Here is a 23,553-nt window from a genome sequence, read left to right as displayed (position 1 = left end):
TGTTGGCCATGGAAAGTTTACCCGAACCCTCAGAGGTCAATGGGGCGGACAGGTTAAGTTACTTGCTAATAGAACTTGAGTCGTCGCAGGGGCAACAGAATGCGCAGGCTCGAGTTTTTTCCAATGGTGTACAAAAGTGCGCAGTATTGATTACGTTACAGGCTCGTAACGCGAATGGTGAAGTGGTCACTATTGCAGATGATCTGAACGTAAATGTAGTTGAATACACGTCATCAGAGGCTGGTTGGAGGAGTAACGCCGATCCATCGCCTGCTGGTGTATTGCCTTTTCCTGAAAATATGATTCCCCATATTGCTGGGTTTGATAATGGAATTGAAGCTGAAGCTGAAGCTGTCAGTTCGCCGCAAAGCTATCAGCAGTTTCGTCGATATGTAAGTTATGACGATGTCCCGGATGGCACGGTAATTCAGTTTGCGGCGAAAGTTAAGTTGTCGGGTGTCGAATATGTCAGTAATCAGCGAGACGTCCCTTACGGTGGAGCGGGGGAAGGTGGGCGGTTTAACAGCAGTTTTCGCTTGAAGTCAGTCCAGCCCCTGCGATATACCGTTGCTAACGGAGGATTGTTAGTAAGCGATCCCACAGAGGTATTCAGTGGGTTGATTAACGGGTTTACTGCCAAAGTTCAGAATACTTATATGACTTTGCGCTATCCGGGTTCGACGATACCCATTGCGATTCTCCCCGGTTCAACTACCGCCGATTCATCGTTGCATGAAAACAAAGCAACGGCCTTTGGCGATCCCGGAAGTGCTGTAGCGAAAAAAAACATACCTGCTACGGATCAGCTGGGTCAGTCGTTGAATCAGGCGTTGGCGACGATACGCCAGCCTCGGTCAGGCGCGATTGCGGTGGCAGTGGCGATGTATGCCCGGATTATCGATTTTTTTCCAGAGCGGCAAATCAGTCATTACGACAGCGCAATGGATGTCTATGGGAACCCTCTCAGGTTCACGGTCGAATTAATATCGGATCGCCCCCAGCGTAATCCTTGGGTTTACCAGTTGACGACTGATTGGCGTGCGTGACTACCCATCGAACCTGATTCTCATCAGACGTCATCAAAAGGAGTCTGTATGCATACTTCCGCCCCCAAACCACCCCTTTCAAGTTGGCTGGTGAGTTTGACGGTTTTCGTCAGTTCAAACACCAACCTGGTGTATCCCAATGGGCGTCAGCAGTTGGAGGTGATGGTGCTCGTTGAGCCATTGACGTCTCAAACCATAAGTCCTGAAGAGTTGGCAAGCATCCGGCTTCTGGTTCGTGACGCTCAGGGCCGGTTCTCCCCTCTGCGTGAGGGTGAAGAGCTGAATTCATCGTGGTTCTTCAGCCATCAACGCAATAGATATATCGATTATCCGGGCTCCAGGAGTATTTCTGTGCCTGTTGACCCGTCATCGGTCTACTCGCGGAAGTTTTATGTTTCGGCAGGCAAGACCGATGGAAACGCGTCACGCATGGAAAAGCTGTATGTCGGAATCACACGACATATGGGGCAAGAGAGCCATGACTATGTCACCGATGGATCTGAAACGGGTTTCAACGTATCGGCGGAGGTTCGTACTGCGGATATTCCGCAGTTTCAGGTGCCAGGTAACTACCTCTTTGAACGCACGCTGATAGCCGGGGATGGTAATTCAGACATCTTCACCTGGCTGTACGCTTTGGCCGGTGCGAACGTACAGCAGCAGGTGGTGGGTTTCCATTCCGCGACGATGGAGGCCGATGGAATGATCCAGTGGGATGACAAGGATCCAAGCGTGACGCGCGCCTCTCATGTGGGGTATTCAAAGCCGGGGGAAACTACCCTTCGATATAACTCGGCCATTGAACTGGGAAATGTTTTTCAGCCGGTCATGCAAGTGAGTAATCCCAAGCAAAATTACGTCATGCTGGTATTGCAAGGTAGCAATGTCATTCCCTATCACAGCGAAAGCGCTATCCATCATAACGGGCCCTGCGTGTTGAGTGCCGTTGATGTCTATGGCAATGACCACCGATTACAGATACGTTTCAAGGATACCTCGCCTCAGGGGAGACGTGAGTTGGTGCTGTTTTGAGAATGGGAAGAGTGCAGCATGCTTTGTGAAAGCGGTGATGTGCCGCTTTCACAAAGTGTTTTACATCAGTGCAGCTTCAGGCGCGGCTCGGTGCCGCGTCCGATCTTGCTGCCGAGCATCAGCATCGCCGTGCGGAACGGCCCATAAAGCGCCATCTGGTGCATGCGGTACAGCGACACGTAAAACATCCGCGCCAGCCAGCCTTCGAGCATCACGCTGCCGGTCAGATTGCCCATCAAGTTACCCACAGCCGAAAAACGCGACAGCGAAATCAGCGAGCCGTAGTCGGTGTACTTGTATTCCGGCAGGGTCTTGCCTTCGATCCGCAATTTCAGCGACTTGGCCAGCAGCGACGCCTGTTGGTGCGCAGCCTGGGCCCGTGGTGGAACGTTGCGATCCGAACCCGGTTGCGGGCACGCGGCGCAGTCACCGAAGGCGAAAATATTTTCATCGCGGGTGGTTTGCAGCGTCGGCAGCACTTGCAGCTGGTTGATGCGGTTGGTTTCCAGCCCGTCGATGTCCTTGAGGAACGCTGGCGCGCGGATCCCGGCGGCCCAGACTTTCAGGCTGGCCTTGATCTCGTTGCCATCGGCGGTGATCAGGCTATCGGCGGTGACCTGGCTGACCGACGCGTTGGTCATCACGTTGACCCCGAGTTTCTCCAGGGTCTTGTGCACCGGCCCACTGATTCGCTCCGGCAGTGCTGGCAGCACCCGTGGCCCGGCTTCGATCAGGGTGATGTGCATGTTTTCCGGTTTGATCCGGTCCAGACCATAGGCGGCCAGCTCATGAGCGGCGTTGTGCAGCTCGGCCGCCAGCTCGACGCCCGTGGCGCCCGCTCCGACAATGGCCACGCTGATCTGCTGGACAACATCCGTTTGCCCGGCGTGAGCACGCAGGTAGTGGTTGAGCAGTTGCTGGTGGAAACGCTCGGCCTGTTTGCGGGTGTCGAGGAACAGGCAGTGCTGCGCGGCGCCTTGGGTGCCGAAATCGTTGGTGGTGCTGCCGACCGCGATCACCAGCGAGTCGTAGGGCACTTCCCGCGCCGGGACCAGTTCTACGCCGTTTTCGTCGTAGGTGGCGGCCAGCTGGATCTTCTTCTGCTCACGATCGAGCCCGCTCATGCGCCCCAGCTGGAACTCGAAGTGGTTCCATTTGGCCTGGGCGACATAGTTGAGCTCGTCTTCGGAAGAGTTCAGCGATCCGGCGGCCACTTCGTGCAGCAGCGGTTTCCAGATGTGCGTGAGGTTCGCGTCGACCAGCATGATGCTGGCGGTGCCGCGCTTGCCCAGAGTCTTACCCAGACGGGTAGCCAACTCCAGACCGCCGGCGCCGCCGCCGACAATGACAATACGATGGGACATAGGGATAGCTCGCAAGGTTTTGAAAGGAAATCGGTACGGCTACCCGAGCGAGCGCGATGCGGCTCATAGCGTCAGGTAACTGATTAAACGGCTCAACAGGCCCAGACCAATGGTCACTGCCAGCACCAGCACCAGGAGCATCCACGGCCGGAATGGCCGGCGCTCGACACGGTGTTGGGACAACTGCAGGTACTCTTCGACATGCTTCTGGTCTTCGGGGTTCAGGCGGCTGGTCATAAAGGCCTCGTCAGGTAGACGTTACTGAATGAAAACAAGCTACAGCGGTTTTCAACCGGGATTGAACGCAGCATAGCCACTGTCCGGGACCGGTTCGACAGACACGCCATCCCCGAGGCGAATGATCCCGCTTTGTAACACTCGTGCGGTGATTCCGCCATGCCCGCGCACAGCCTGGAACGTGCCCGGGCCAAGGTTGTTTTGCAGGCGCGCACATGGCTGGCACCAGCCTGTGGTTTCGAAAATTGCCTGACCAATGCGAAAGCGCCGACCCTTGAGGCTGAACAGGTTGATCCCGCTTATAACGAGATTGCGCCGCAGATCTTCAGGCATGACCGGTTGTTCGGCCGACCGGCCCATCAGGCCGCTGATCACGGCCAGATGTTCCCACTGAATCAGCGTCACCTGCCGCGCATTGCGTACTCCGGGCCGCGCGTGGTCGCCGGTGAGCCCGGCTTCAAGCCGCGCTTCCACGGCGTCGAGCGCGAGCATCGGCCCCCGTGATTCGGGGCGCACGCCAATCCAGCGCACGCATCCGGTCTGCGGAACATCGGCAATCAATTGTTGAAGTGGCGTCACAGGCTGATCCCTACATCGAACACGATGCTGCGGCCCAGATTGCCGCGCAGGAAATCCGGGGCGTCGGGGTGAGCGAACAACACTCGCGCGAACGTCGGCCCGACCAGCGACAGCGAGCGCCAGCCCTGGCGCAGGTATTCGGTGGGCGGCGGAAAGTGGCTGTTGAGGTCGAGCACTTCGCGCTTGAGGCTGGCGAAGGCAATGATGTCCAGCTCGCCGAGATCCATGCCGCGTTCCTTGTAGTTGTGCGCTTTCTTGCGCAAGGTCGGCGCCAGTCTCAGCAGAAATTCATTGGCCGGAATCCGCCGCGGCTTGGCTTCACGGCGCACCAGTTGGCTGAGGGAAAACGCACTGCGCCGACGTTGCAGCTCATCGCGCCATTCGTCGTTGAGCCGACGACCTTCATCGAGGACGAAAAACACCTCGAAATTGGCGTCGCGGAACAGCACGTCCGGCGGCTCACCGGCCGGGGCGAATTCGTCGGCGCGATAAGGAATGTTCAAGCCTTGCAGCAGGCGCTGGCAGACCCAACGCTCACGCTCCCATTTGCGGGCATTGGACAGAAAGGCGTTGGCTTGCTCGGCCGCGATGGTCAGCAGGCGTAAATAATCTGAGTCATCCATAGGCCCAAGCTTAGCGTTCAATTGCGACAAGCAGAAAGCGTTCGCGCGGCAAAGTGCATCAGTAGGCAGTCGGGAGGGGCGGTGTAGACTGAGGGCACCGTGTATTAACGTCGAATGAAAGGGGCTGAATGTGAAATTTCGCTGGCTGTTGTTGTTCGCTGTCGTTCCGCTGTGGGCCCATGCGCTGGAAATCGGCGAGCGGCTGGTACCCTGGACGCTGTTGGATCAGTACGATCAGCCGTTCACTCTCGATAACTCCACTACGACGCTGTTGGTGGCGCGCGACATGGACGGCGCGAAACTGTTCAAGCAAGCCATGGCCGATCAGCCCAAGGGCTATCTGGAGGCGCGGCATGCGGTGTTTGTCGCCGATATCCAGCGCATGCCGGCGCTGATCGCGAAGATGTTCGCCGTTCCGGCGATGCGTGACTACAGCTATCGAGTGTTGCTTGATCGCGAAAGTCGCGTGGCCTCGCGCTACCCCGGGGCCGAAGGCGCGGTGCTCTGGCTGCAGCTCAAGGACGGGCGTTTGCTGGCCCGGCACGAATACACCCAGGCGGCTGAACTACGTGAGGCGCTGGAGCAGGCGCGCCCATGATCGGCGCCGAGCTGCTGTCGTCCGCAAGCCTGCTACTGGGGTGTCTGGTTTACTTGCCAGTGGTGATTTGGGCGATTGGCCGCGCGCCTTGGGTCGAGTTGTTCAGTGACAGTCGTCGTCAGCACTTGCTGTTCGGAACGGTGTTCGCGTTGTTTCTGCTGTGGCTGGTACGCAGGGATTTCGATACCGGCGTGTCTTACCACTTCATTGGCATGACGGCAGTGACGCTACTGTTGGACTGGCCGCTGGCGATCGTCGGTGGACTGGTAGCGCAGTTGGGGCTGGTGATGCTGGGACGTCAGGATCTGGTGGCTGTCGGGGTCAACGGCGCCTTGCTGATCCTGTTGCCGGTGCTGATCACCGAATGCGTGGCGATCCTGGTCGAGCGCGCCCAGCCGCGCAATCCGTTCGTGTACATCTTCTGTTCGGGCTTTTTCGCCGCGGCGCTGTCGGCGTTGTTCTGCCTGACGCTGAGCCTGACCTTGCTGTGGTACGACGGCCTCTTTGCCATGCCGGAATGGCTGGAAGATTTCATCGGTTACCTGTGGTTGCTGATTTTTCCCGAAGCCTTCATCAACGGCATGGTGGTCAGCGCGTTGGTGGTGTTCTGCCCGGAATGGCTGGAGACCTTCAACCGCACCCGCTACCTTTCGGCGCCGTGGAAGGACGACGATCCCAAGTCTTGATCCACATCAAATCCACTCTGCGCGCGGCATTTCATGCTCGGCCAAATTCCTTCAGGAGCAGCGGCATGAGCGTTTACGAGTGGGCGAGGCAGGAAACCCGGCAGAGTCTGGAGATGGCGCAGGAGGTGGGGTTCGATCCGGGCCTGAGCCTGCGCGCCTTGCTCAGTGCGGTGGTGCAGCAGAGCAAGACGGTGCGCAACGCCGAAGACCTGGCCGACGAGTTGCGTTTTCTGGCGGAAAACCTCGACGACGATCAGGACTACGGCTTCATGCGGCCCTGAACGGGATCAGTGACGCGGGTCGAAGTCGCCGGAAAACAGTTCGTCCTCGGCATCCGGTGCCACCGGAATCTTGTGTTCTTCCGACGCCCAGGCGCCGAGGTCGATCAGCTTGCAGCGGTCCGAGCAGAACGGACGGTATTTGTTTTCCGGGGTGAATTCCACGGGCGCGCCGCAGGTCGGGCAGTTGACGGTTGGGGTCTGGCTCATGATTGGCCTCCGGATAAAGTCAGGTAAAAGTGATGCAGGCGCTCGACCTCGCTGTGCAGCCAGGCGAGGTCGCGGTCGTTGACCACCACGTCGTCGGCACGGCTGACGCGGTCTTCGCGGCTGGACTGGGCCTTGAGGATCGCCTGGACCTGCTGTTCGCTGGTCTGGTCACGCTGCAAGGTGCGTTCGATCTGCAGTTGTTGCGGGGCGTCGATTACCAGAATTCGCTGGGTCATCGCGTATTGCCCGGATTCGATCAGCAGCGGCGAAACCAGAATCGCATACGGCGATTTTGCCAGCGCCAGGTGATGGGCGATTTCTTCGGCGATCAACGGATGCAACAAGGCTTCGAGCCAGCGCCGTTGCTCCGGCACCTCAAAGATCAGTTTGCGCAGGGCTGCACGATCCAGCGTGCCGTCGGCCTGCAACACACCGGGGCCGAAGTGTTCGGCGATCTTCGCCAGCGCCGGACGGCCCGGTTCGACCACCCAGCGCGCCGCGTGATCGGCGTCCACCACGTGGACACCAAGATCGATGAAGTGCTGGGCAGCGGCACTTTTACCGCTGCCGATGCCGCCGGTCAGGCCGAGAATCCAGGGTTTTTCCACAGGGGTATTCATTTCAAACCGACAAACTGCCAATAGAAGCCGGTTATTTGACCACCCCAGAGCAAGGCAATCCAGCCGGCAATTGCCAGATACGGGCCGAAGGGGATCGGCGTCGAGGTCTTCTGGTCGCGCAGCTTGAGCAAAATCACCCCGAGCACGGCGCCCACCAGCGAGGACAAGAGGATGGTCAGCGGCAGAATCTGCCAGCCGCCCCAGGCCCCGAGCAGCGCCAGCAGCTTGAAATCGCCGTGACCGATGCCGTCCTTGCCGGTGATCAGCTTGAACAGCCAGAACACCGTCCACAGCGCCATATAGCCCAGCACTGCGCCCCACAGTGCGTCGTGCAGCGATACGAACAGCTCGAAGCTGTTGACGATCAGTCCCAACCACAGCAGCGGCAGCACCAATACATCGGGCAGTAACTGATGTTCGGTGTCGATCAGGCTCATGGCCAACAGGCCCCAGGTCAGCACGATCAGCAGGCACGCCGGCCAGCCGAAACCCAGGTACCAGGCAATGAATGCCGAGAGCAGGCCGCAGGCCAGTTCGGTGAGCGGGTAGCGCTTGCTGATCGGGGCGCTGCAACTTGAGCAGCGCCCGCGCAGGAACACGTAACTCAACATCGGGATGTTTTCCCACGCGCGGATCCGGTGGCCACAGTGCGGGCATTGCGAGTGCGGCAGCATCAGGTTGTAGGTGGGCAATGGCGATTCACCGGGCAGGCCCAGTACATCGTGAGCCTGCTGGCGCCATTCGCGCTCGAGCATTTTCGGCAGGCGCCAGATCAATACGTTGAGGAAACTGCCCACCACCAGCCCCAGCAGGAGGGCGGTGAAGACAAAGGCCAGCGGATAGAGACTGAAGAGTTCGTCGATAGGCATGTCAGATCGCTGAGCCGAGTTGGAAGATCGGCAGGTACATCGCCACCACCAGACCGCCGACGATCACCCCGAGCACCACCATGATGAACGGCTCCATCAGGCTGGTGAGGTTGTCGACCATGTTGTCCACCTCGTCCTCATAGAACCCCGCGACCTTGTCGAGCATATCGTCCAGCGCGCCGGACTCTTCGCCGATGGCGGTCATCTGCACCGCCATGTTCGGAAAGATGCCGGTGGAGCGCATCGAGAAATTCAGCTGCATGCCGGTGGAAACGTCCTGGCGGATACGCAGCACGGCGCGCTTGAACACCACGTTGCCGGTGGCCCCGGCCACCGAATCCAGCGCTTCCACCAGCGGCACGCCGGCTGCGAAGGTGGTGGATAAGGTCCGGGCAAACCTTGCCACGGCGGACTTGTACATCAATGTGCCCACCAGCGGCAGCTTGAGAAACCAGGCGTCGCGCCGGTCGCGCAGGGCCTGGGATTTTTTCAGGGCATGGCGGGTACCGAAAAAACCGGCCACCAGCAAACCGAGAATTGCCCACCACCATTGCTGCATGAATTCGGACAGGCTGATGACCATCAAGGTGAAGGCCGGCAGTTCGGCACCGAAGCCGGAGAATACCGCCTGGAACTGCGGCACTACCTTGACCAGCAGAATCCCGGTGACCACCGCCGCCACCAGCACGACGGCGGTCGGGTAGGTCATGGCCTTCTTGATCTTGGCCTTGAGGCTTTCACTCTTTTCCTTGTAGGTCGCAACCCGCTCCAGCAGGGTGTCGAGGGCGCCGGACTGCTCGCCGGCATCCACCAGGTTGCAGTACAACTCGTCGAAATATTGCGGCTTCTTGCGCAGCGCGGCGGCGAAACTGTTACCGGCGGCGACCTCCTGTTTCACCTCGTCGACCAGTTTGCGCATGGCCGGGTTTTCGAAGCCTTCGCCGATGATGTCGAACGACTGCAACAGTGGCACACCGGCCTTCATCATGGTCGCCATCTGCCGGGTGAACAGGGCAATGTCCTGGGCCTTGATGCGCTGGCCGAAGCTCAGTAGCGAAGCGGACTTCTTGCGTACCTTGCCGGGGTTGATGCCCTGCTTGCGCAATTGGGCCTTGACCAGCGCGGGGTTCTGGCCGCTCAACTCGCCGGTCACCTTGCTGCCTTTGCGGTCCGTGCCTTCCCAGGCGTAGACGCTGATTTTTGCTGCCTTGACCGCCATGTTCAGTCCTTGGTGACCCGGTTGATTTCTTCAAGGCTGGTGATGCCTTGCATGGCCTTGATCAGGCCCGATGTGCGCAGGTCGTTGAAGCCGTCCCGGCGCATCCGGGTATCGATTTCCAGTGAGTTGCCCTCGGCCATGATCAGCCGTTGCAGCTCGGGGGTGTTCTTCACCACTTCATAAATCCCCACTCGACCCTTGTACCCGCCGTTGCAGTGATCGCAACCGGCGGGCTCATAGATCGTGAAACTGCCGATGCGTTCCTCGGGGAAGCCTTCCTTGATCAGGGTCTCGCGGGGGATCTCGATGGGTTTCTTGCAATGGCTGCAGAGTTTTCGCGCAAGACGCTGGGCAATGATCAGGCTCACCGAGGTCGCAATGTTGAAGCCGGGAATGCCCATGTTGTGCAGGCGAGTGAGGGTTTCCGCCGCGCTGTTGGTGTGCAGGGTGGACAATACTAGGTGCCCGGTCTGGGCGGCCTTGATCGCGATTTCGGCGGTTTCGAGATCGCGGATCTCGCCGACCATGATCACGTCCGGGTCCTGACGCAGGAACGAGCGCAGGGCCTGGGCAAAGTCCATCCCTTGGCGCGGATTGACGTTGACCTGGTTGATGCCTTCCATGTTGATCTCCACCGGGTCTTCGGCGGTGGAGATATTGATGTCGACGGTATTGAGGATATTCAGCCCGGTGTACAGCGAGACGGTCTTGCCCGAGCCGGTGGGACCTGTCACCAGAATCATGCCCTGGGGCTGTTTGAGGGCGGCCATGTACAGGTCTTTCTGCTCCGGCTCGTAGCCGAGGGCATCAATGCCGATCTGGGCGCTGGAGGGGTCGAGGATTCGAATCACCACTTTTTCGCCCCAGAGGGTGGGCAGGGTGTTGACCCGGAAATCGATCGACTTGCTTTTCGACAGACGCATCTTGATCCGCCCGTCCTGAGGTTTGCGTCGTTCTGAAATGTCGAGGCTGGCCATGACCTTCAGCCGCGCGGCAATACGCCCGGCGAGCTGAATCGGCGGCTTCGCCACCTCCCGCAGAATGCCGTCGGTGCGCACCCGCACCCGGTAGTTTTTTTCGTAAGGCTCGAAGTGCAGGTCGGACGAGCCGCTCTTGATCGCGTCCAGCAGCATCTTGTGAACAAAACGCACCACCGGGGCATCGTCGGCATCGATGCCGCCGAGCGTGTCCTGTTTGCTGTCGTCGACCGACTCGATGTCCAGCCCGTCGAGGTCGACATCGGCCATTTCCTCCAGGCCGGTGGCGTGGGTGTCGAAGAATTTTTCGATGGCGTCGGTGAGCTTGTCGTCCTCGACCAGAATGGCTTCGGTGCTCAGCCCGGTGCTGAACTGGATGTCATTGATCGCCTGATGATTGCTCGGGTCGGAAATCCCCACGAACAGTTTGTTGCCGCGCCGCCAGAGGGGCAGGGCGTGGTGCTGGCGCACCAGTTTTTCGCTGACCAGGCCCTTGGGCTGAGTTTCCCTGTCGAGACAGTTGAGGTCGAGAAATGCCATGCCGAAATGCTCCGAGGCAATCTCGGCGACCTGCCAGCTCTTCACCAGTTTGTTCTGCACCAGGTAGCTGACCAGCGACAGGCGATTGCGCTGCGCCTGTTGCCAGGCTTGCTGGGCACTCTTTTCCGTGAGCAATTCGGCCTGGACCAGTTGTTTGGCCAGACCGCTCAGAGCGATGTCATTCATGGGGTTTCCACATGCTTGCCGTTCATGACTTATAGCCTAGTCAAGTGACAGCGCCAAACACGCGGGGTGCAGGTGACAAAAAGTGTCAGATAGTGCGGCTACGGGGTGTAGGAAACGGTACGGCGTCCGGATGATGCCCGGCAGACCGGGGCTGCAAGCGCTTGGCACGGGCTGTGCTGAGTACTTTCCAGATCATGAGATTCCGACTCATGCATGGAGCGTGTCTATGAACAAACAACAAGGTTTCACTCTGATCGAGCTGCTGATCGTCGTTGCGATCATCGGTATTTTGGCCACTGTGGCGCTGCCCCAGTATTCCAAGTATCAGGCGCGGTCGAAGGTGACGGCGGGGTTGGCCGAGATCAGTGCGATGAAGGTGCCGTTCGAGGACACCATCAACCAAGGTACCGCTCCGGATATAACCAATGTGAATGGCGGTACAGCCGCCACCTCCAACTGTACGTTGACGGTTACAGGCACCGCGGCGACTGGCGCTGGCACCATTACATGTACGCTGGTTAATGCACCAGGTCCGGTGCTGGGTAAAACCATTACGCTCACCCGCTCTGGCGCGGCCACCGGTGCCACGTCGGGTGTCTGGACATGTGCTTCTACGGTCAACAATGAATACGCGCCGAGAGGTTGCCCTGGCAGCGGCGCTTGATTCTCAAGCGATACAGCAAGAGATGCCCTGCTTTGCGGGGCATTTTTTATGGCGCGAGACTTCACAAAAGCTTCAATAATTTCAGGGTGTTAGGAACTTTCCGAAAAGCCGCAACTTGCATGTAAATATTGGCCATGTCATGCAAATTGCATGATTCCGGAAATTTCTGTTTTGGTTAACTTGTTGAATTTAAAGGATATTTTTAATTCGAAAAAGTTGGCACAGTGTTCGCAATTACCTCGGTAACCCTGCTGACAAGACAACCAGCAGACTTTCCAGAAAAACAGGAGTTACTCGTATGAAGAAGTTCGCTATCACTGCCGCTGCTGCTACCGCGCTGACCCTGACCATGGCCTCCGGTGCATTTGCTCAATCGACTCAGACCACTCAGGCGCCAATGACCCTGGCTGCCGGTGAAGTCACCAAGGCTAAAGAAGCTACTTCCGATACCTGGATCACTACCAAAGTCAAAAGCGACCTGGTAACCGAAAAAGGCATTCCTGGCACCGACATCAAAGTCGAAACCAACAAGGGTGTGGTTTCCCTGTCCTCTGACGTAGCAATCACCGAGGCTCAGAAAACCACCGCCGTGAACATCACCAAGAAAATCAAAGGCGTGAAAGCGGTCTCCGCTGACGGCCTGAAAGCCGAGTAAGGCAAGACTTCTCGCCTGGACCGGGAGAAGACGCGACAGGCGGGCCGAGCAATACGTCTGCCGCACTTTAGAGTTCATGCGAACGGCCACACGGATTGTGGCCATTACAGGCCCCGGCACATGTGTCGGGGCCTGTTCTATTTCAGAGGAGGAAAAAGCGCGGAGGTCAGTTGCCGCGTTTGCTGTTGATCTGCTTCAGGCGACTGCCTTCAAAGCGCAGGTATTGATACATGCCGTTGCTCGGGCCGTAGGTCCATTCCTCGACCTGAAACTCTTCGCGACGGTTGGCGCTGCGTTTGTAACCGAGCAGATCGCGACTGACCGGCTCGCCGCATTTTTGCAGCACCTCGCTGGCACGGTCGCCTAGGCTCACCAACTGGCTGCCGCAACGCAGGGTATCGGACGCTGCAGCCTGGCTGGCGATCAACGTCAGCCCCAGTGCAGCCAGCCATTTGCAGTTCATCACTCGGCATCCAGATGCATTTGCGTCACCACGCGGCCGTCGCTCTCCGCTTCGCCGAGATTGGCGTCGATGAAGTACACGCGATCGTCGGCCAATTGGCCTTTGTCCACCAGGTAGTCCTTGATGCTGCTGGCACGGTCCTGACCGAGCTGGCGCAGCAGCACATCGCTGGAACTCCAGAACTTGATCACGTCGGCGCGCATTTTCGCGGTGCGCTCTTCCTTGCCCAGATCCTTCCATTCGGCCGGTGGCTGGGTTTTCAGGCGAGTGCGATAGATGCCCTCAAGCAGCGGGCCTTTTTCGTTTTCCGGTACCTGGATCAGCGAAGCCTGAGCCGGCACCTTGTCGCCGCGGCGCTGGAGCATCTTGTAGTAGTTGTACTGGTATTCACGTTCCAGGCGCTGTTCGGCGAGCAACGGGCCATCACTGCTTTTTGCCGCCGTGCCTTCGATTTCCAGGCGCAGGGCGGGACGCTCCTTCAGCGCTTGTGACAGTTTCACCAGCGCCGCTTCGGCATCTTTGCTCAGGTCGCTGGAACCCGGTGCGAAGGACACGGTGCCGAGGTCTTCCGAGCCGCCACGGCTGACAAGACCGCCAATCAGCTTGAACGGTGCGGCGGCGGCCTTGACGATCAGGTTGCGCAGGGTCTGCCAGACAATCGGCATGACGCTGAATTGCGGATTGTTCAGGTCACCGGTGACCGGCAGCTCGATGGAGATCTTGCCATCGACGTCCTTGAGCAGGGCGATCGCCAGTTTCAGCGGCAGGCTCACGGCATCCGGGCTGTCGACTTTCTCACCCAGTTGCAGCTGCTCGACCACCACTTTGTTCTCGGCCTTGAGCTGGCCTTTGGTGATCAGGTAATGCAGGTCGAGGTTGAGCCGGCCCTTGCGGATCCGGTAGCCGGCGAACTTGCCGGAGTAGGGCGTCAGGGTGGTCAGCTCTACCCGTTTGAAGCTGGTAGCAATATCGAGGCTGGCCATCGGGTCGAACGGGTTGACCGCGCCCTTGATGGTCACTGGCGCATAGCGGTCGACCTTGCCCTTGATGTCGACACTGGCCGGTTTCGCCTGACGGCTGTCGATGGTACCGATCTGGCCGTTGAGCTGCTGAACGGCGGTGGCGAAGTTCGGGGTCAGGCTGAAGTCGGCGAAGTTGGCCGAGCCGTCGTTGATCGCGATGCCACCGATGTGAATGCCCAGCGGTTTGTCATTGCTCGCCGGTTTCGCCGCGGCGGTCTTCGCCCCGGAATCGGCCGGCTGCGGGATCAGCAGGTCGTCGATGTTGGTGGTGCGGTCATCGTTGATCATGAACCGTGCATACGGCTGGAACAGGTTGACCCTGTCGATCGACAGGCTGTCGCCGTGCTGATAGTTCAGGCCTTCGACCACCACTTGCTGCCACTTGAGGAAGTCGCGGGTTTTCAGGGTGTCGAGGGTGTGCAACTGATCGATCTGAGCGCGACCGGTGACGCTGAGGGCCAGCGGGTCAGTGCTTTTCAGGTTCACTTTGAGGTCGCTGCCGAGCATGCCGCTGCGCAGCTCGAGGCGAATGAACGGGTTGATGTAGGACTGTGCGACCCGCAGGTCGATGTCCTGGGTTTTCACGTTGAGCTGTGCGGTGACCGGGGCCAGGTTGACCACGCCGTCGGCGCTGATCTTGCCTTGCTTGCCCAGGCCGGTGTCGAGTTTGAGGTTGAAAGGTGAGCCGTTGAGGCTGTCGAAGTTTTGCAGATCGACGTTCAGCGGCGTGACATCCAGCGTGACTTCCGGCTTCGCCGAGCGGTCGGCCAGATGCACTTTGTAGTCACGCAGTTGCACGTCCTTGACCAGCACTTGCCACGGCTTGCTCGGCGCGGTCGGCTCGGGTTTCGGCGAGTCGGCGGCCGCCGGGGTGCTTTTCGGCTCCGCTGCAGCTTTGGCAGCGGGTTTCGATGGCTGGCTGGCGAACAGTTTTTGCCAGTCCAGTTGGCCGTCCGCTTCCAGCGCCGCCCAGGTTTCCAGTTTCTGACTGCGGATCTTGCCGACCACCACTTGCTGCTTGGCCAGGTCCACCGTGGTGTCGCTGACGTCGAGACGTTCGAGTTTCGCCAGCGGGCGTCCGTCCGGTGCCTTGATGGCGAACGGCGCGATATTGACCGCCACATTGCTCAGCAGCAGTTCGGTTTCCTTGGACAGGTTGAGCTTGTAGTCGGTGCTCAGGCTGACGACCCCGTTTTCCAGCACCAGTGGCACGGCATCACGCACGTAGGGCCAGAAGGCTTTCATCTGGCCGTCGGTGATCTTGAGGGTGCCCTCGGAGGCGATCGGGATCAGGCTGAAGTTGCCTTTCCAGTCGATCTGCCCACCGGCCGGGCCGATCGCGACGAGCGTCATGTCGGCGTTGTCTTCGGGCAGGGTGCTGAGGTTTTTCAGCTCGAAGTCGAGCTTGTCGTAAAGAAATTCGATCGGCTCGCTGGGGCGCGCATCAACGAAGTGCAGGTTGCCGCCGGCCAGCTGGATCCGGTCGATGCGCAGCGGAAACGGTTTGGCGTCGGGATCGGCCGGGGTTGGCTCGCTCGCGGGGAGCTTGAACAGGCCGAGGAGGTTGAGCTGACCGTCCTTGGCGAACAGGATCTCGGTCCTGGATTTTTCCAGTTCGATGTCGGACAGATGCAGGGCCTTGGTCCACAGGCTGTCGAGTTGCAGGTTGGCGTACAGACGTTCGAAGCCGACCTGTTCCTTGCCCGGCTCGCCGATCACCAGGCCCCACAGCGTGAGTTCCAGGCTGAACGGGTTGAGTTCGATACGCTGCAGATGCGCGGGGACCGTGGCGTAGTTGGCCAGTTGCTGGTTGGCCACCCTGAGTGCAATGCCCGGCAGAATCAGGAACCCCAGCAGGCTGTAGAGGGCCAGAGCAGTCAACAGGGCGCCAATCGCGCGAATCAATCCTTTGGGCATGTGCGGCTTCATCTGTCTGAATCGGAGTGCCTTGGAGTATGGCACGCGATTCCGGTTCCGAAGCAAATGCCGGTGCTCAGGATTGTTCAGATTTTTCCGTGGGAAATTTCCTGCATTGCTTTTAAAGCTGGAGGATCAGGGTCTTCAGCGGTGGCTGCTGATCCAGCGACGGGAAGTCCCGACCCGGGGTCATCACGCTCCATTCTCGTACCGGTCGCCCGGCTTTTTCGGCGCAGCGCAGCACCTGCTCGCGCCAGTCGTCCATGCTGACTTTCGCCAGATTGTTGCAGCAAATCAGCACGCCATTCTCGGCGGTGGTCAGCAGGGCAGGCTTGAGCAGGCTTTGATAATCACGCAGCAGGTCAACGGTGCCGAAGGCGCTCTTGGCCCATGCGGGTGGGTCGAGCAGCACCAGATCGTACTGGCGCTGTTCGAGGCGCTGATAGCTCGGCAATTTCTGCCCGCGACGCTGGCTGATCGGCAGGCCGGCCAGTTGGCGGATCGCCGGGAAGTAGTCGGACTGGATGAATTCCATGGTCGGCAGTTGCGGATTGAGCTGACCGTTCTCGCGCCCCACCGCCAGATTGCCCTCGGCGAAATCCAGGTTGCACACCTCGCGCGCACCGCCGGCCGCTGCGCTGAGACCGACGCCGCAGGTGTAGGCGAACAGATTGAGCACACTTTTACCCTTGGCGTGATCCTTGACCCAGCCGCGGGTGTTGCGCAGGTCGAGGAACAGCAGCGGATCCTGCCCGGCGTGACGTCCGCGCACGCGATAGTTCAGGCCCCATTCGTGGCCGACCAGATCGGCCAGCGCGGCGTCGTCGGCGCGGTAGACGCTGTCTTCACGATCGATCCGCGAGTTGCCACGGGAGCGGTCGTTGTAGACCAGCAGGGTTTCCAGACCAAGAGTCTGGTTGACCATGGTGTGCAGTTGCAGCAGGTCTTCACGCGCCAGGGTCTGGTGGAAACTTTGCACCATCAGTTGCGGGCCGTAGCGGTCGATGGTCAGGCCGCCGGCACCTTCCTGGCTGCCGTGGAACAGCCGATAGCAGTCGGTGCCCTGACTGTGCAGCTCGGCGAGCAGATCCTGGCGTTGATCGAGAGCGGCGCGCAGCGCCAGGTTCAAGGAAGACATGCGGGCGCCTTGCTGGAGGGAATCGGGGCGCGAGAGTTTAGCAGCAACTTGGCGGCAAGCGGCGAGCTTCAAACTTGAGGCTCGCCGCTTGCCGCTGCTCCTATTGGTTCAAGCGTTTATCGATCAAGCCCTGCACCACGCTCGGGTCCGCCAGGGTTGAGGTGTCGCCGAGGCTGTCGAGCTCGTTGCAGGCGATCTTGCGCAGGATCCGCCGCATGATCTTGCCCGAGCGGGTCTTCGGCAGTGCCGGGGCCCACTGGATAAGGTCCGGTTTGGCGAAGCTGCCGATTTCCTTGCTGACGTGGGCCAGCAATTCTTTCTTCAGTTCATCGTTGGGCTCGGTGCCATTCATTGGTGTGACGAACGCATAAATCCCCTGACCTTTGACGTCGTGGGGATAACCGACCACGGCGGCCTCGGCGATGCTGTCGTGCAGCACCAGCGCGCTCTCCACCTCGGCGGTGCCGATGCGATGGCCGGAGACATTGATCACGTCATCGATGCGCCCGGTGATCCAGTAATCGCCGTCCTCGTCCCTGCGGGCGCCGTCGCCGGTGAAGTAGTAACCGGGATAGGGCTTGAAGTAGGTGTCGACCATGCGCTGCGGATCGCCGTAGACGCTGCGGATCTGCGCCGGCCAGCTCGACTTGATCGCCAGCACGCCGCTGCCAGCGCCTTTGATTTCCTTGCCGTGCTCATCGAGCAGCACCGGTTGCACGCCGAACATCGGCTGGGTGGCGCAGCCCGGTTTGATCCGTTGGGCGCTGACCAGCGGGCTGAGCATGATGCCGCCGGTTTCGGTCTGCCACCACGTATCGACTATCGGGCAGCGTTGTTCGCCTACGACGTTGAAATACCATTCCCACGCTTCCGGGTTGATCGGCTCACCGACACTGCCGAGCAATCTGAGGCTTTGTCGCGACGTTTCCTGCAAGGGCGCGGCGCCTTCACGCATCAATGCGCGCAGGGCGGTGGGGGCGGTGTAGAAGATGTTGACCTTGTGTTTGTCGATCACCTGCCAGAACCGCGAAGTGCTCGGGTAGCTCGGCACGCCTTCGAAGATCAGGGTAGTCGCGCCGTTGGCCAGCGGGCCGTAGACGATATAGCTGTGGCCGGTGACCCAGCCGACGTCGGCGGTGCACCAGAACACTTCGCCATCGCGGTAGTCGAGGACGTACTTGAAGGTCATCGCCGCTTGCAGCAGGTAACCGCCGGTGGTGTGCAGCACGCCCTTGGGTTTGCCGGTGCTGCCGGAGGTGTAGAGGATGAACAGCGGGTCTTCGGCGTCCATCGGTTCCGGCGGGCAATCGTTACTGACGTCGCGCACGGCCTGGTGATACCAGAGGTCGCGGCCTTCGACCCAGTCGACTTTGTTCTGGGTGCGCTCGACCACCACGACGGTGCTGACATTCGGGCAACTCTGCAGAGCCTTGTCGACGTTCTGTTTCAGCGGCACGAATTTGCCACCGCGCACGCCCTCGTCGGCGGTGATCACAGTGCGGCAGTCGGCGTCGAGAATGCGGTCGCGCAATGAGTCCGGGGAGAACCCGCCAAACACCACCGAATGAATCGCGCCGATCCGCGCGCAGGCGAGCATCGCGTAGGCGGCTTCGGGGATCATCGGCATGTAGATGCAAACCCGGTCGCCTTTCTTTACGCCACGGCTTTTCAGCACGTTGGCCAGGCGGCAGACGTGGTGATGGAGTTTGCTGTAGGTGATTTGTGTCGATTCGGCGGGGTCGTCGCCTTCCCAGAGGATGGCGGTCTGATCGCCACGCTTTTCCAGATGACGGTCAATGCAGTTGTAGCTGACGTTCAGCTTGCCACCGGCGAACCAGGCGGCTTCGCCGGTCTTCAGGTCATAGCGCTGGACGGTCTGCCACGGTGTGCTCCAGTCGAGGAAGCGTGTGGCCTGTTCGGCCCAGAAGGTGCTGGGGTGTTCAATGGATTCGCGGTACAGGCGCTGGTAGTCGTCCTGACTCAACTGTGCAGCCCGGCGGACGGCATCGGCTTTGGGGAACGTGCTGATATCGAACATGACGGTTCCTTATTCTTGTTGTGCGACAAGGATAAAGATGCGCCGAGAGCGTGGAGGGTTCAATACCTGTAAACAAACACCCCCTCATGGCGAGGGGGTGTATTCAAGGCTGGATCAGCCGCGGTGACGGCCGCGGAAGTAGTTGATCAGGCCCTGGGTGGACGCGTCTTCAGCGGCGGTTTCTTCGCTGCCGACCAGACGGTTGTAGACGCCCTTGCCCAGTTCCTTGCCCAGTTCCACGCCCCACTGGTCGAAGGCGTTGATGCCCCAGACCACGCTTTGCACGAAGACTTTGTGTTCGTACATCGCCACCAATGCACCGAGACGACGCGGGCTGATGCGTTCTACCACCAGGGTGTTGCTCGGACGGTTGCCCGGAATCACCTTGTGCGGTGCGAGTTTCTGCACCTGGTCTTCGCTCATGCCTTTGTCGCGCAGTTCGGTTTCGGCTTCCGGCAGGGTCTTGCCGAGCATCAGCGCCTGGCTCTGCGACAGGCAGTTGGCGTACAGCCACTGATGGTGGTCGGAGACCGGGTTGAAGCTGACGATCGGCACGATGAAGTCCGCCGGGATCAGTTGGGTGCCCTGGTGCAGCAGCTGGTGATAAGCGTGCTGACCGTTGCAACCGACGCCGCCCCAGATCACCGGACCGGTATCGGTCGACACCGCGGTGCCGTCCTGACGTACGCTCTTGCCGTTGGATTCCATGTCCAGCTGTTGCAAGTGCTTGGTGATGTTACGCAGGTAGTGGTCGTACGGCAGGATCGCGTGGCTTTGCGCGCCCCAGAAGTTGCCGTACCACACACCGAGCAGGGCCAGCAGCACCGGCATGTTCTGTTCGAATGGCGCGCTCTGGAAATGCTGGTCCATGGTGTAGGCACCGGACAGCAGTTCCTTGAAGTTGGACATGCCGATGGCCAGCGCGATCGGCAGACCGATGGCCGACCACAGCGAGTACCGACCGCCGACCCAGTCCCACATCGGGAAGATGTTCTCTTCGCGGATACCGAAGGCCACGGCTGCCGCGTTGTTGCTCGATACGGCGATGAAGTGGCGATACAGCTCGGCTTCCGAACCGCCCTGAGCCAGGTACCAGGCACGGGCGGCCTGAGCGTTCTTCAGGGTTTCGAGGGTGTTGAACGATTTCGACGAAACGATGAACAGCGTGGTCTCGGCGCGCAGTTTTTGCGTCAGCTCGTGGAACTCGCTGCCGTCGATGTTCGCCAGGTAATGGCAACGCACGCCTTTCTGGGCGTAGGACAGCAGGGCTTCGGAGACCAGCTCGGGGCCGAGGAACGAGCCACCGATGCCGATGTTCACCACGTCAGTGATCGGCTTCTCGGTGTAACCGCGCCACAGACCGTCGTGGATGCGGCCCACGAGATCGGTGATCTGGTTCAGCACCTTGTGTACTTCAGGCATCACGTTGACGCCGTTGACCGACAGCTTGTCGCCGACCGGGCGACGCAGGGCGGTGTGCAGCGCCGGGCGGCCTTCGGAAGAGTTGACGATTTCGCCATCGAACAGCGCCTTGATCGCGCCTTTGAGATCGACTTCATTGGCCAGACCCACCAGCAGGTTGCGGGTCTCGGCGTTGATCAGATTCTTCGAATAGTCGAGAAACAGTCCGCAGCTGCTGAGAGTGAACTGATTGAAGCGCTGCGGATCGGCGTTGAAGGCTTCGCGCATGCTGAAATCCTGCATGGCTTGGCGGTGATCTTTCAACGCTTGCCAGGCAGGCAGAGCGGTAACGTCATGAGGAGTGCGGTAGTACGCCATCGCTGCGGTTTTCCTTTTTACTTGAACGGCCTTTTGAACACTGAAAAGACCTCCCCGCCATGTTTGGGCGAGGGGGCAACTGCGTCGACACGATTACTTTGGCGCAGGGCGAATACAGTAAACCCAGCGCCGCGATCTGTCTTGGCTTTGTCTGACCTGTTTTCGGTACTTTTTTAACATTGATAACAGACGGGGCCGACAAACGGCGGGTAATGCGAGCAGTCCCTGCTATTGGTGTCGAGTCGAACGGCGGGAGTTTGCCCGATGGGCAGGTGCTCAGCAATACGGTCTGGAAGTGCGTGCAAACGCTGTGGGAGCGGGGGGCTCCCACAGCGTTTGCCGGTGTTCAGGCGGGGGTATCGAGATTCAAGTGCAGGTTGTCGATCAACCGGGTGGTGCCGAGGAAGGCTGCGACCAGAATCACCAGATCACGATCCTCTGCGGTCGCCGGACGCAGGGTCAGGGCGTGGCGGATTTCCAGATAATCCGGACGCAGGCCGGCAGCTTCCAGTTGCTGGCGTTGCGCCTGGATCAGGGCAGGGAAGTCGCGCTCGCCCTGCTTGATCGACTCGGCAATGCTGCTCAGGGTGCGATAGACCACTGGCGCCACGGCGCGCTGTTCTTCACTGAGGAAACCGTTGCGCGAGGACAGCGCCAGACCGTCGGCTGCGCGTACGGTCGGCTCGCCGATGATCTGGATCGGCATGTTCAGGTCGTGTACCAGCGCGCGGATTACCGCCAATTGCTGGAAGTCTTTCTGGCCGAAGATCGCCAGGTCCGGCTGGACCATGTTGAACAGTTTGCTGACCACCGTCGCCACACCTTCGAAGTGCCCCGGACGGCTGGCGCCGCAGAGTCCTTCGGACAGTTGCGGCACGCTGACCCGGGTCTGACCGGCCATGCCGTCGGGATACATTTCTTCGACAGTCGGGGCGAACAGCAGATCGCATCCGGCTTCCAGCAGTTTTTCCTGATCTGCCGCCAGGGTACGCGGGTATTTGTCGAGGTCTTCGCCGGCGCCGAACTGCAGCGGGTTGACGAAAATGCTCGCGACCACAAAGTCCACACGCTGAGTGGCTTTGGTGATCAGGGCAATGTGGCCGCTGTGCAGGTTGCCCATGGTCGGCACGAAGCCGATGCGCTTGCCTTCACTGCGGGCGCGCGCCACGGCGGCGCGCAGTTCACGTACGGTTTTGACGGTGTTCATGCAGAGAATCCGTGTTCGATCCCGGGGAAAGTGGTGGCTTTGACTTCACTGACGTAAGTCTTCAGCGCGGACTGGATGCTGTCCTGACCCTGCATGAAGTTCTTCACGAATTTTGGCACACGGCCGCTGATCGACAGACCGAGCATGTCGTGCAGTACCAGCACCTGGCCGTCGGTGTCGCTGCCGGCGCCAATGCCGATCACCGGAATCTTCACCGCCTGGGTGATTTCAGCCGCCAGTTCGCTCGGCACGCATTCAAGCAGCAGCATGGCCGCGCCGGCCTGCTCCAGGGAGATCGCGTCGGCGCGCATCTGGCGTGCCTGGTTCTCGTTGCGACCCTGCACTTTATAGCCACCGAGAATGTTCACGGCTTGCGGGGTCAGGCCCATGTGAGCGCAGACCGGCACGCCGCGTTCGGCCAGCAGGCGGATCGAGTCCGCCAGCCACAAGGCGCCTTCGACCTTGACCATGTGCGCGCCGGCCTGCATCAGCAGGGCGCTGTTGGTCATGGTTTGTTCGAGGGTGGCGTTGGCCATGAACGGCAGGTCGGCCAGGATCAGGGCATCAGAGTTGCCGCGTTTGACGCTGGCAACGTGGTAGGCCATTTCTGCGGTGGTCACCGGCAGGGTGCTGTCGTGACCCTGCAGGACCATGCCGAGGGAGTCGCCCACCAGCAGCACTTCGACACCGGCCTCGTTGCAGGCGTGGGCGAAGGTCGCGTCATAGCAGGTCAGCATGGTGATCTTTTCACCTTTCTGCTTGAGGCTCTGGAGCGTGGTCAGGGTGATGGCTGGCATGTAAGAAATCCTCGTTCAGGCGCTCTGGAAACTACTGCGAGTAACGCGCGTGATTCGTCATCTATTCAGGCGCACGCTCTTTTGTCGTGCTTATAAGGCCTGGATTGCGCCCTTGTATGCCGGGTTGGCGGCAGCGGGACGCCTATAGTCGTGATGAGGCCTCAGGAAGTCAATTGCATGTGTTACCGCATTGTTACGAGGGGAGTGTTACCGGCGTTACTGATGCGATTCAGCGGGCCGGCGGGCCTGATCTGCGGGTTTTTTGTCCTACAAGAACGCAAAAAGCGGGAGCCGATAGGCTCCCGCATCAACGGTTTGTGTCAGGCGTGAGAGAGGCGTTCGAGGCCGACGAACGGGCAGGCGGCGAGAAGATCGGCAAGAGCACGGCCATCGGCCAGACGCAGATCATCGGGCGCCAGTTCGGCCAGGGGATAAAGAACGAACGCGCGTTCCTGCATGTGGTAATGCGGGACTTTCAGGCGAGGTTCATCGATCAGGCGATCACCGAATAACAGAATGTCCAGATCCAGCGTGCGCGGGCCCCAGCGCTCCAGGCGTTCGCGGCCCTGATCGTTTTCGATCGCCTGCAAGGCATCGAGCAGATCCAGCGGGGCAAGCGTGCTGTCGAGTGCGGCGACCGCGTTGGTGTAACGCGGTTGGCCCGGCAGCAGGGAGTCGCTCTGATAAAACGCGGAGACGCCGACCAGCTCGGTGTCGGGCAATTGCCCCAGTGCGTCGACCGCGCTGCGCAGTTGTTCGGCCGGGTCAGCCAGGTTGCTGCCCATGCCGATGTAGATGCGTTCCATGCC

The 23,553-nt window shown here is 60.0% G+C and carries 24 protein-coding genes; 7 read left to right on the top strand and 17 right to left on the bottom strand.

Annotation, left to right across the window (positions count from 1 at the left end; all coding sequences use genetic code 11):
- Positions 1–8: 8 nt before the first annotated feature.
- Positions 9–1,046: a hypothetical protein gene (locus tag AWU82_RS26205; RefSeq protein ID WP_139831609.1), complete on the top strand. Its 1,038-nt coding sequence runs from the start codon at positions 9–11 to the stop codon at positions 1,044–1,046.
- A gap of 48 nt (positions 1,047–1,094) precedes the next feature.
- The gene (locus AWU82_RS26200; RefSeq protein WP_064382086.1) at positions 1,095–2,078 is read left to right on the top strand and encodes a hypothetical protein; all 984 of its coding nucleotides are present in this window, start codon (positions 1,095–1,097) and stop codon (positions 2,076–2,078) included.
- Between the two features lie 65 nt (positions 2,079–2,143).
- On the opposite strand, the gene AWU82_RS26195 is transcribed toward AWU82_RS26200, so the two are convergent.
- From AWU82_RS26195 to AWU82_RS26180, 4 genes are all read right to left on the bottom strand, one after another.
- A complete protein-coding gene (locus AWU82_RS26195) occupies positions 2,144–3,442 on the bottom strand; it encodes an NAD(P)/FAD-dependent oxidoreductase (RefSeq protein ID WP_064382085.1) in 1,299 nt (432 codons plus the stop codon).
- A gap of 63 nt (positions 3,443–3,505) precedes the next feature.
- Positions 3,506–3,679: a DUF3094 family protein gene (locus AWU82_RS26190; RefSeq protein ID WP_003228304.1), complete on the bottom strand. Its 174-nt coding sequence runs from the start codon at positions 3,677–3,679 to the stop codon at positions 3,506–3,508.
- 51 nt (positions 3,680–3,730) lie between these two features.
- On the bottom strand, positions 3,731–4,258 hold the full coding sequence (locus tag AWU82_RS26185; protein ID WP_064382084.1) for an MOSC domain-containing protein: 528 nt from the start codon (positions 4,256–4,258) through the stop codon (positions 3,731–3,733).
- Complete coding sequence (locus AWU82_RS26180; protein WP_007959580.1) at positions 4,255–4,881, bottom strand: DUF1780 domain-containing protein; 627 nt, start codon at positions 4,879–4,881, stop codon at positions 4,255–4,257. The genes AWU82_RS26185 and AWU82_RS26180 overlap by 4 nt, the downstream gene beginning before the upstream one ends.
- Before the next feature lie 130 nt (positions 4,882–5,011).
- Here AWU82_RS26180 and AWU82_RS26175 point away from each other — a divergent pair, with 130 nt between their 5' ends.
- The 3 genes from AWU82_RS26175 to AWU82_RS26165 all read left to right on the top strand — a co-directional run bounded on the left by AWU82_RS26175 (position 5,012) and on the right by AWU82_RS26165 (position 6,446).
- A complete protein-coding gene (locus AWU82_RS26175; protein WP_064382083.1) occupies positions 5,012–5,479 on the top strand; it encodes a hypothetical protein in 468 nt (155 codons plus the stop codon).
- Entirely contained in the window at positions 5,476–6,165 is a 690-nt protein-coding gene (locus tag AWU82_RS26170) for an energy-coupling factor ABC transporter permease (RefSeq protein ID WP_064382082.1), read from the top strand. The genes AWU82_RS26175 and AWU82_RS26170 overlap by 4 nt, the downstream gene beginning before the upstream one ends.
- A 65-nt stretch (positions 6,166–6,230) precedes the next feature.
- Positions 6,231–6,446 (top strand): hypothetical protein, encoded by a 216-nt coding sequence (locus AWU82_RS26165; protein ID WP_064382081.1) that lies wholly within the window; start codon positions 6,231–6,233, stop codon positions 6,444–6,446.
- A gap of 6 nt (positions 6,447–6,452) precedes the next feature.
- Here the strand turns inward: AWU82_RS26165 and yacG are convergent, their stop codons facing one another.
- From yacG to pilB, 5 genes are read right to left on the bottom strand one after another with little or no spacing between them, the layout of a single operon-like run.
- Complete coding sequence (gene yacG, locus AWU82_RS26160; RefSeq protein WP_011335983.1) at positions 6,453–6,653, bottom strand: DNA gyrase inhibitor YacG; 201 nt, start codon at positions 6,651–6,653, stop codon at positions 6,453–6,455.
- Positions 6,650–7,273, bottom strand: coding sequence for a dephospho-CoA kinase (gene coaE, locus AWU82_RS26155; RefSeq protein WP_064382080.1), 624 nt, complete (start codon positions 7,271–7,273; stop codon positions 6,650–6,652). Before coaE ends, yacG begins: the two co-directional genes overlap by 4 nt.
- A complete protein-coding gene (locus tag AWU82_RS26150) occupies positions 7,270–8,142 on the bottom strand; it encodes a prepilin peptidase (RefSeq protein WP_064382079.1) in 873 nt (290 codons plus the stop codon). Before AWU82_RS26150 ends, coaE begins: the two co-directional genes overlap by 4 nt.
- Before the next feature lies 1 nt (position 8,143).
- Positions 8,144–9,361 carry a type II secretion system F family protein gene (locus AWU82_RS26145; protein ID WP_064382078.1) on the bottom strand — a complete coding sequence of 406 codons (1,218 nt, stop codon included), beginning with the start codon at positions 9,359–9,361 and terminating at the stop codon, positions 8,144–8,146.
- A gap of 2 nt (positions 9,362–9,363) precedes the next feature.
- Entirely contained in the window at positions 9,364–11,064 is a 1,701-nt protein-coding gene (gene pilB / locus AWU82_RS26140; protein WP_064382077.1) for a type IV-A pilus assembly ATPase PilB, read from the bottom strand.
- 226 nt (positions 11,065–11,290) lie between these two features.
- On the opposite strand from pilB, the gene AWU82_RS26135 reads away from it, so the two are divergent.
- Positions 11,291–11,728, top strand: coding sequence for a pilin (locus AWU82_RS26135; RefSeq protein WP_064382076.1), 438 nt, complete (start codon positions 11,291–11,293; stop codon positions 11,726–11,728).
- A 298-nt stretch (positions 11,729–12,026) separates the two neighbouring features.
- Positions 12,027–12,383, top strand: a complete 357-nt coding sequence (locus tag AWU82_RS26130; protein ID WP_011335977.1) for a BON domain-containing protein — start codon at positions 12,027–12,029, stop codon at positions 12,381–12,383.
- 166 nt (positions 12,384–12,549) lie between these two features.
- On the opposite strand, the gene AWU82_RS26125 is transcribed toward AWU82_RS26130, so the two are convergent.
- The 8 genes from AWU82_RS26125 to folK form a co-directional block, all read right to left on the bottom strand.
- Entirely contained in the window at positions 12,550–12,846 is a 297-nt protein-coding gene (locus AWU82_RS26125; protein ID WP_064382075.1) for a DUF2845 domain-containing protein, read from the bottom strand.
- Complete coding sequence (locus tag AWU82_RS26120; protein ID WP_064382074.1) at positions 12,846–15,797, bottom strand: DUF748 domain-containing protein; 2,952 nt, start codon at positions 15,795–15,797, stop codon at positions 12,846–12,848. Before AWU82_RS26120 ends, AWU82_RS26125 begins: the two co-directional genes overlap by 1 nt.
- Before the next feature lie 109 nt (positions 15,798–15,906).
- Positions 15,907–16,923, bottom strand: coding sequence for a class I SAM-dependent rRNA methyltransferase (locus AWU82_RS26115; protein ID WP_064382073.1), 1,017 nt, complete (start codon positions 16,921–16,923; stop codon positions 15,907–15,909).
- A gap of 100 nt (positions 16,924–17,023) precedes the next feature.
- On the bottom strand, positions 17,024–18,961 hold the full coding sequence (acs, locus tag AWU82_RS26110; protein WP_064382072.1) for an acetate--CoA ligase: 1,938 nt from the start codon (positions 18,959–18,961) through the stop codon (positions 17,024–17,026).
- 114 nt (positions 18,962–19,075) lie between these two features.
- Positions 19,076–20,740 (bottom strand): glucose-6-phosphate isomerase, encoded by a 1,665-nt coding sequence (pgi, locus tag AWU82_RS26105; RefSeq protein WP_064382071.1) that lies wholly within the window; start codon positions 20,738–20,740, stop codon positions 19,076–19,078.
- A 346-nt stretch (positions 20,741–21,086) separates the two neighbouring features.
- Positions 21,087–21,947: a pantoate--beta-alanine ligase gene (panC, locus tag AWU82_RS26100; protein WP_007959604.1), complete on the bottom strand. Its 861-nt coding sequence runs from the start codon at positions 21,945–21,947 to the stop codon at positions 21,087–21,089.
- Positions 21,944–22,744 carry a 3-methyl-2-oxobutanoate hydroxymethyltransferase gene (gene panB / locus AWU82_RS26095; RefSeq protein ID WP_064382070.1) on the bottom strand — a complete coding sequence of 267 codons (801 nt, stop codon included), beginning with the start codon at positions 22,742–22,744 and terminating at the stop codon, positions 21,944–21,946. The genes panC and panB overlap by 4 nt, the downstream gene beginning before the upstream one ends.
- A gap of 320 nt (positions 22,745–23,064) precedes the next feature.
- Positions 23,065–23,550, bottom strand: coding sequence for a 2-amino-4-hydroxy-6-hydroxymethyldihydropteridine diphosphokinase (gene folK, locus AWU82_RS26090; RefSeq protein WP_064382069.1), 486 nt, complete (start codon positions 23,548–23,550; stop codon positions 23,065–23,067).
- Between the last annotated feature and the right edge of the window lie 3 nt (positions 23,551–23,553).

Origin of the sequence: Pseudomonas glycinae, assembly GCF_001594225.2 — a bacterium.
GTDB lineage: Bacteria > Pseudomonadota > Gammaproteobacteria > Pseudomonadales > Pseudomonadaceae > Aquipseudomonas > Aquipseudomonas glycinae.
Note: the sequence above shows the minus strand (reverse complement) of the source record. Positions and strands in the feature narration are given on the sequence as shown.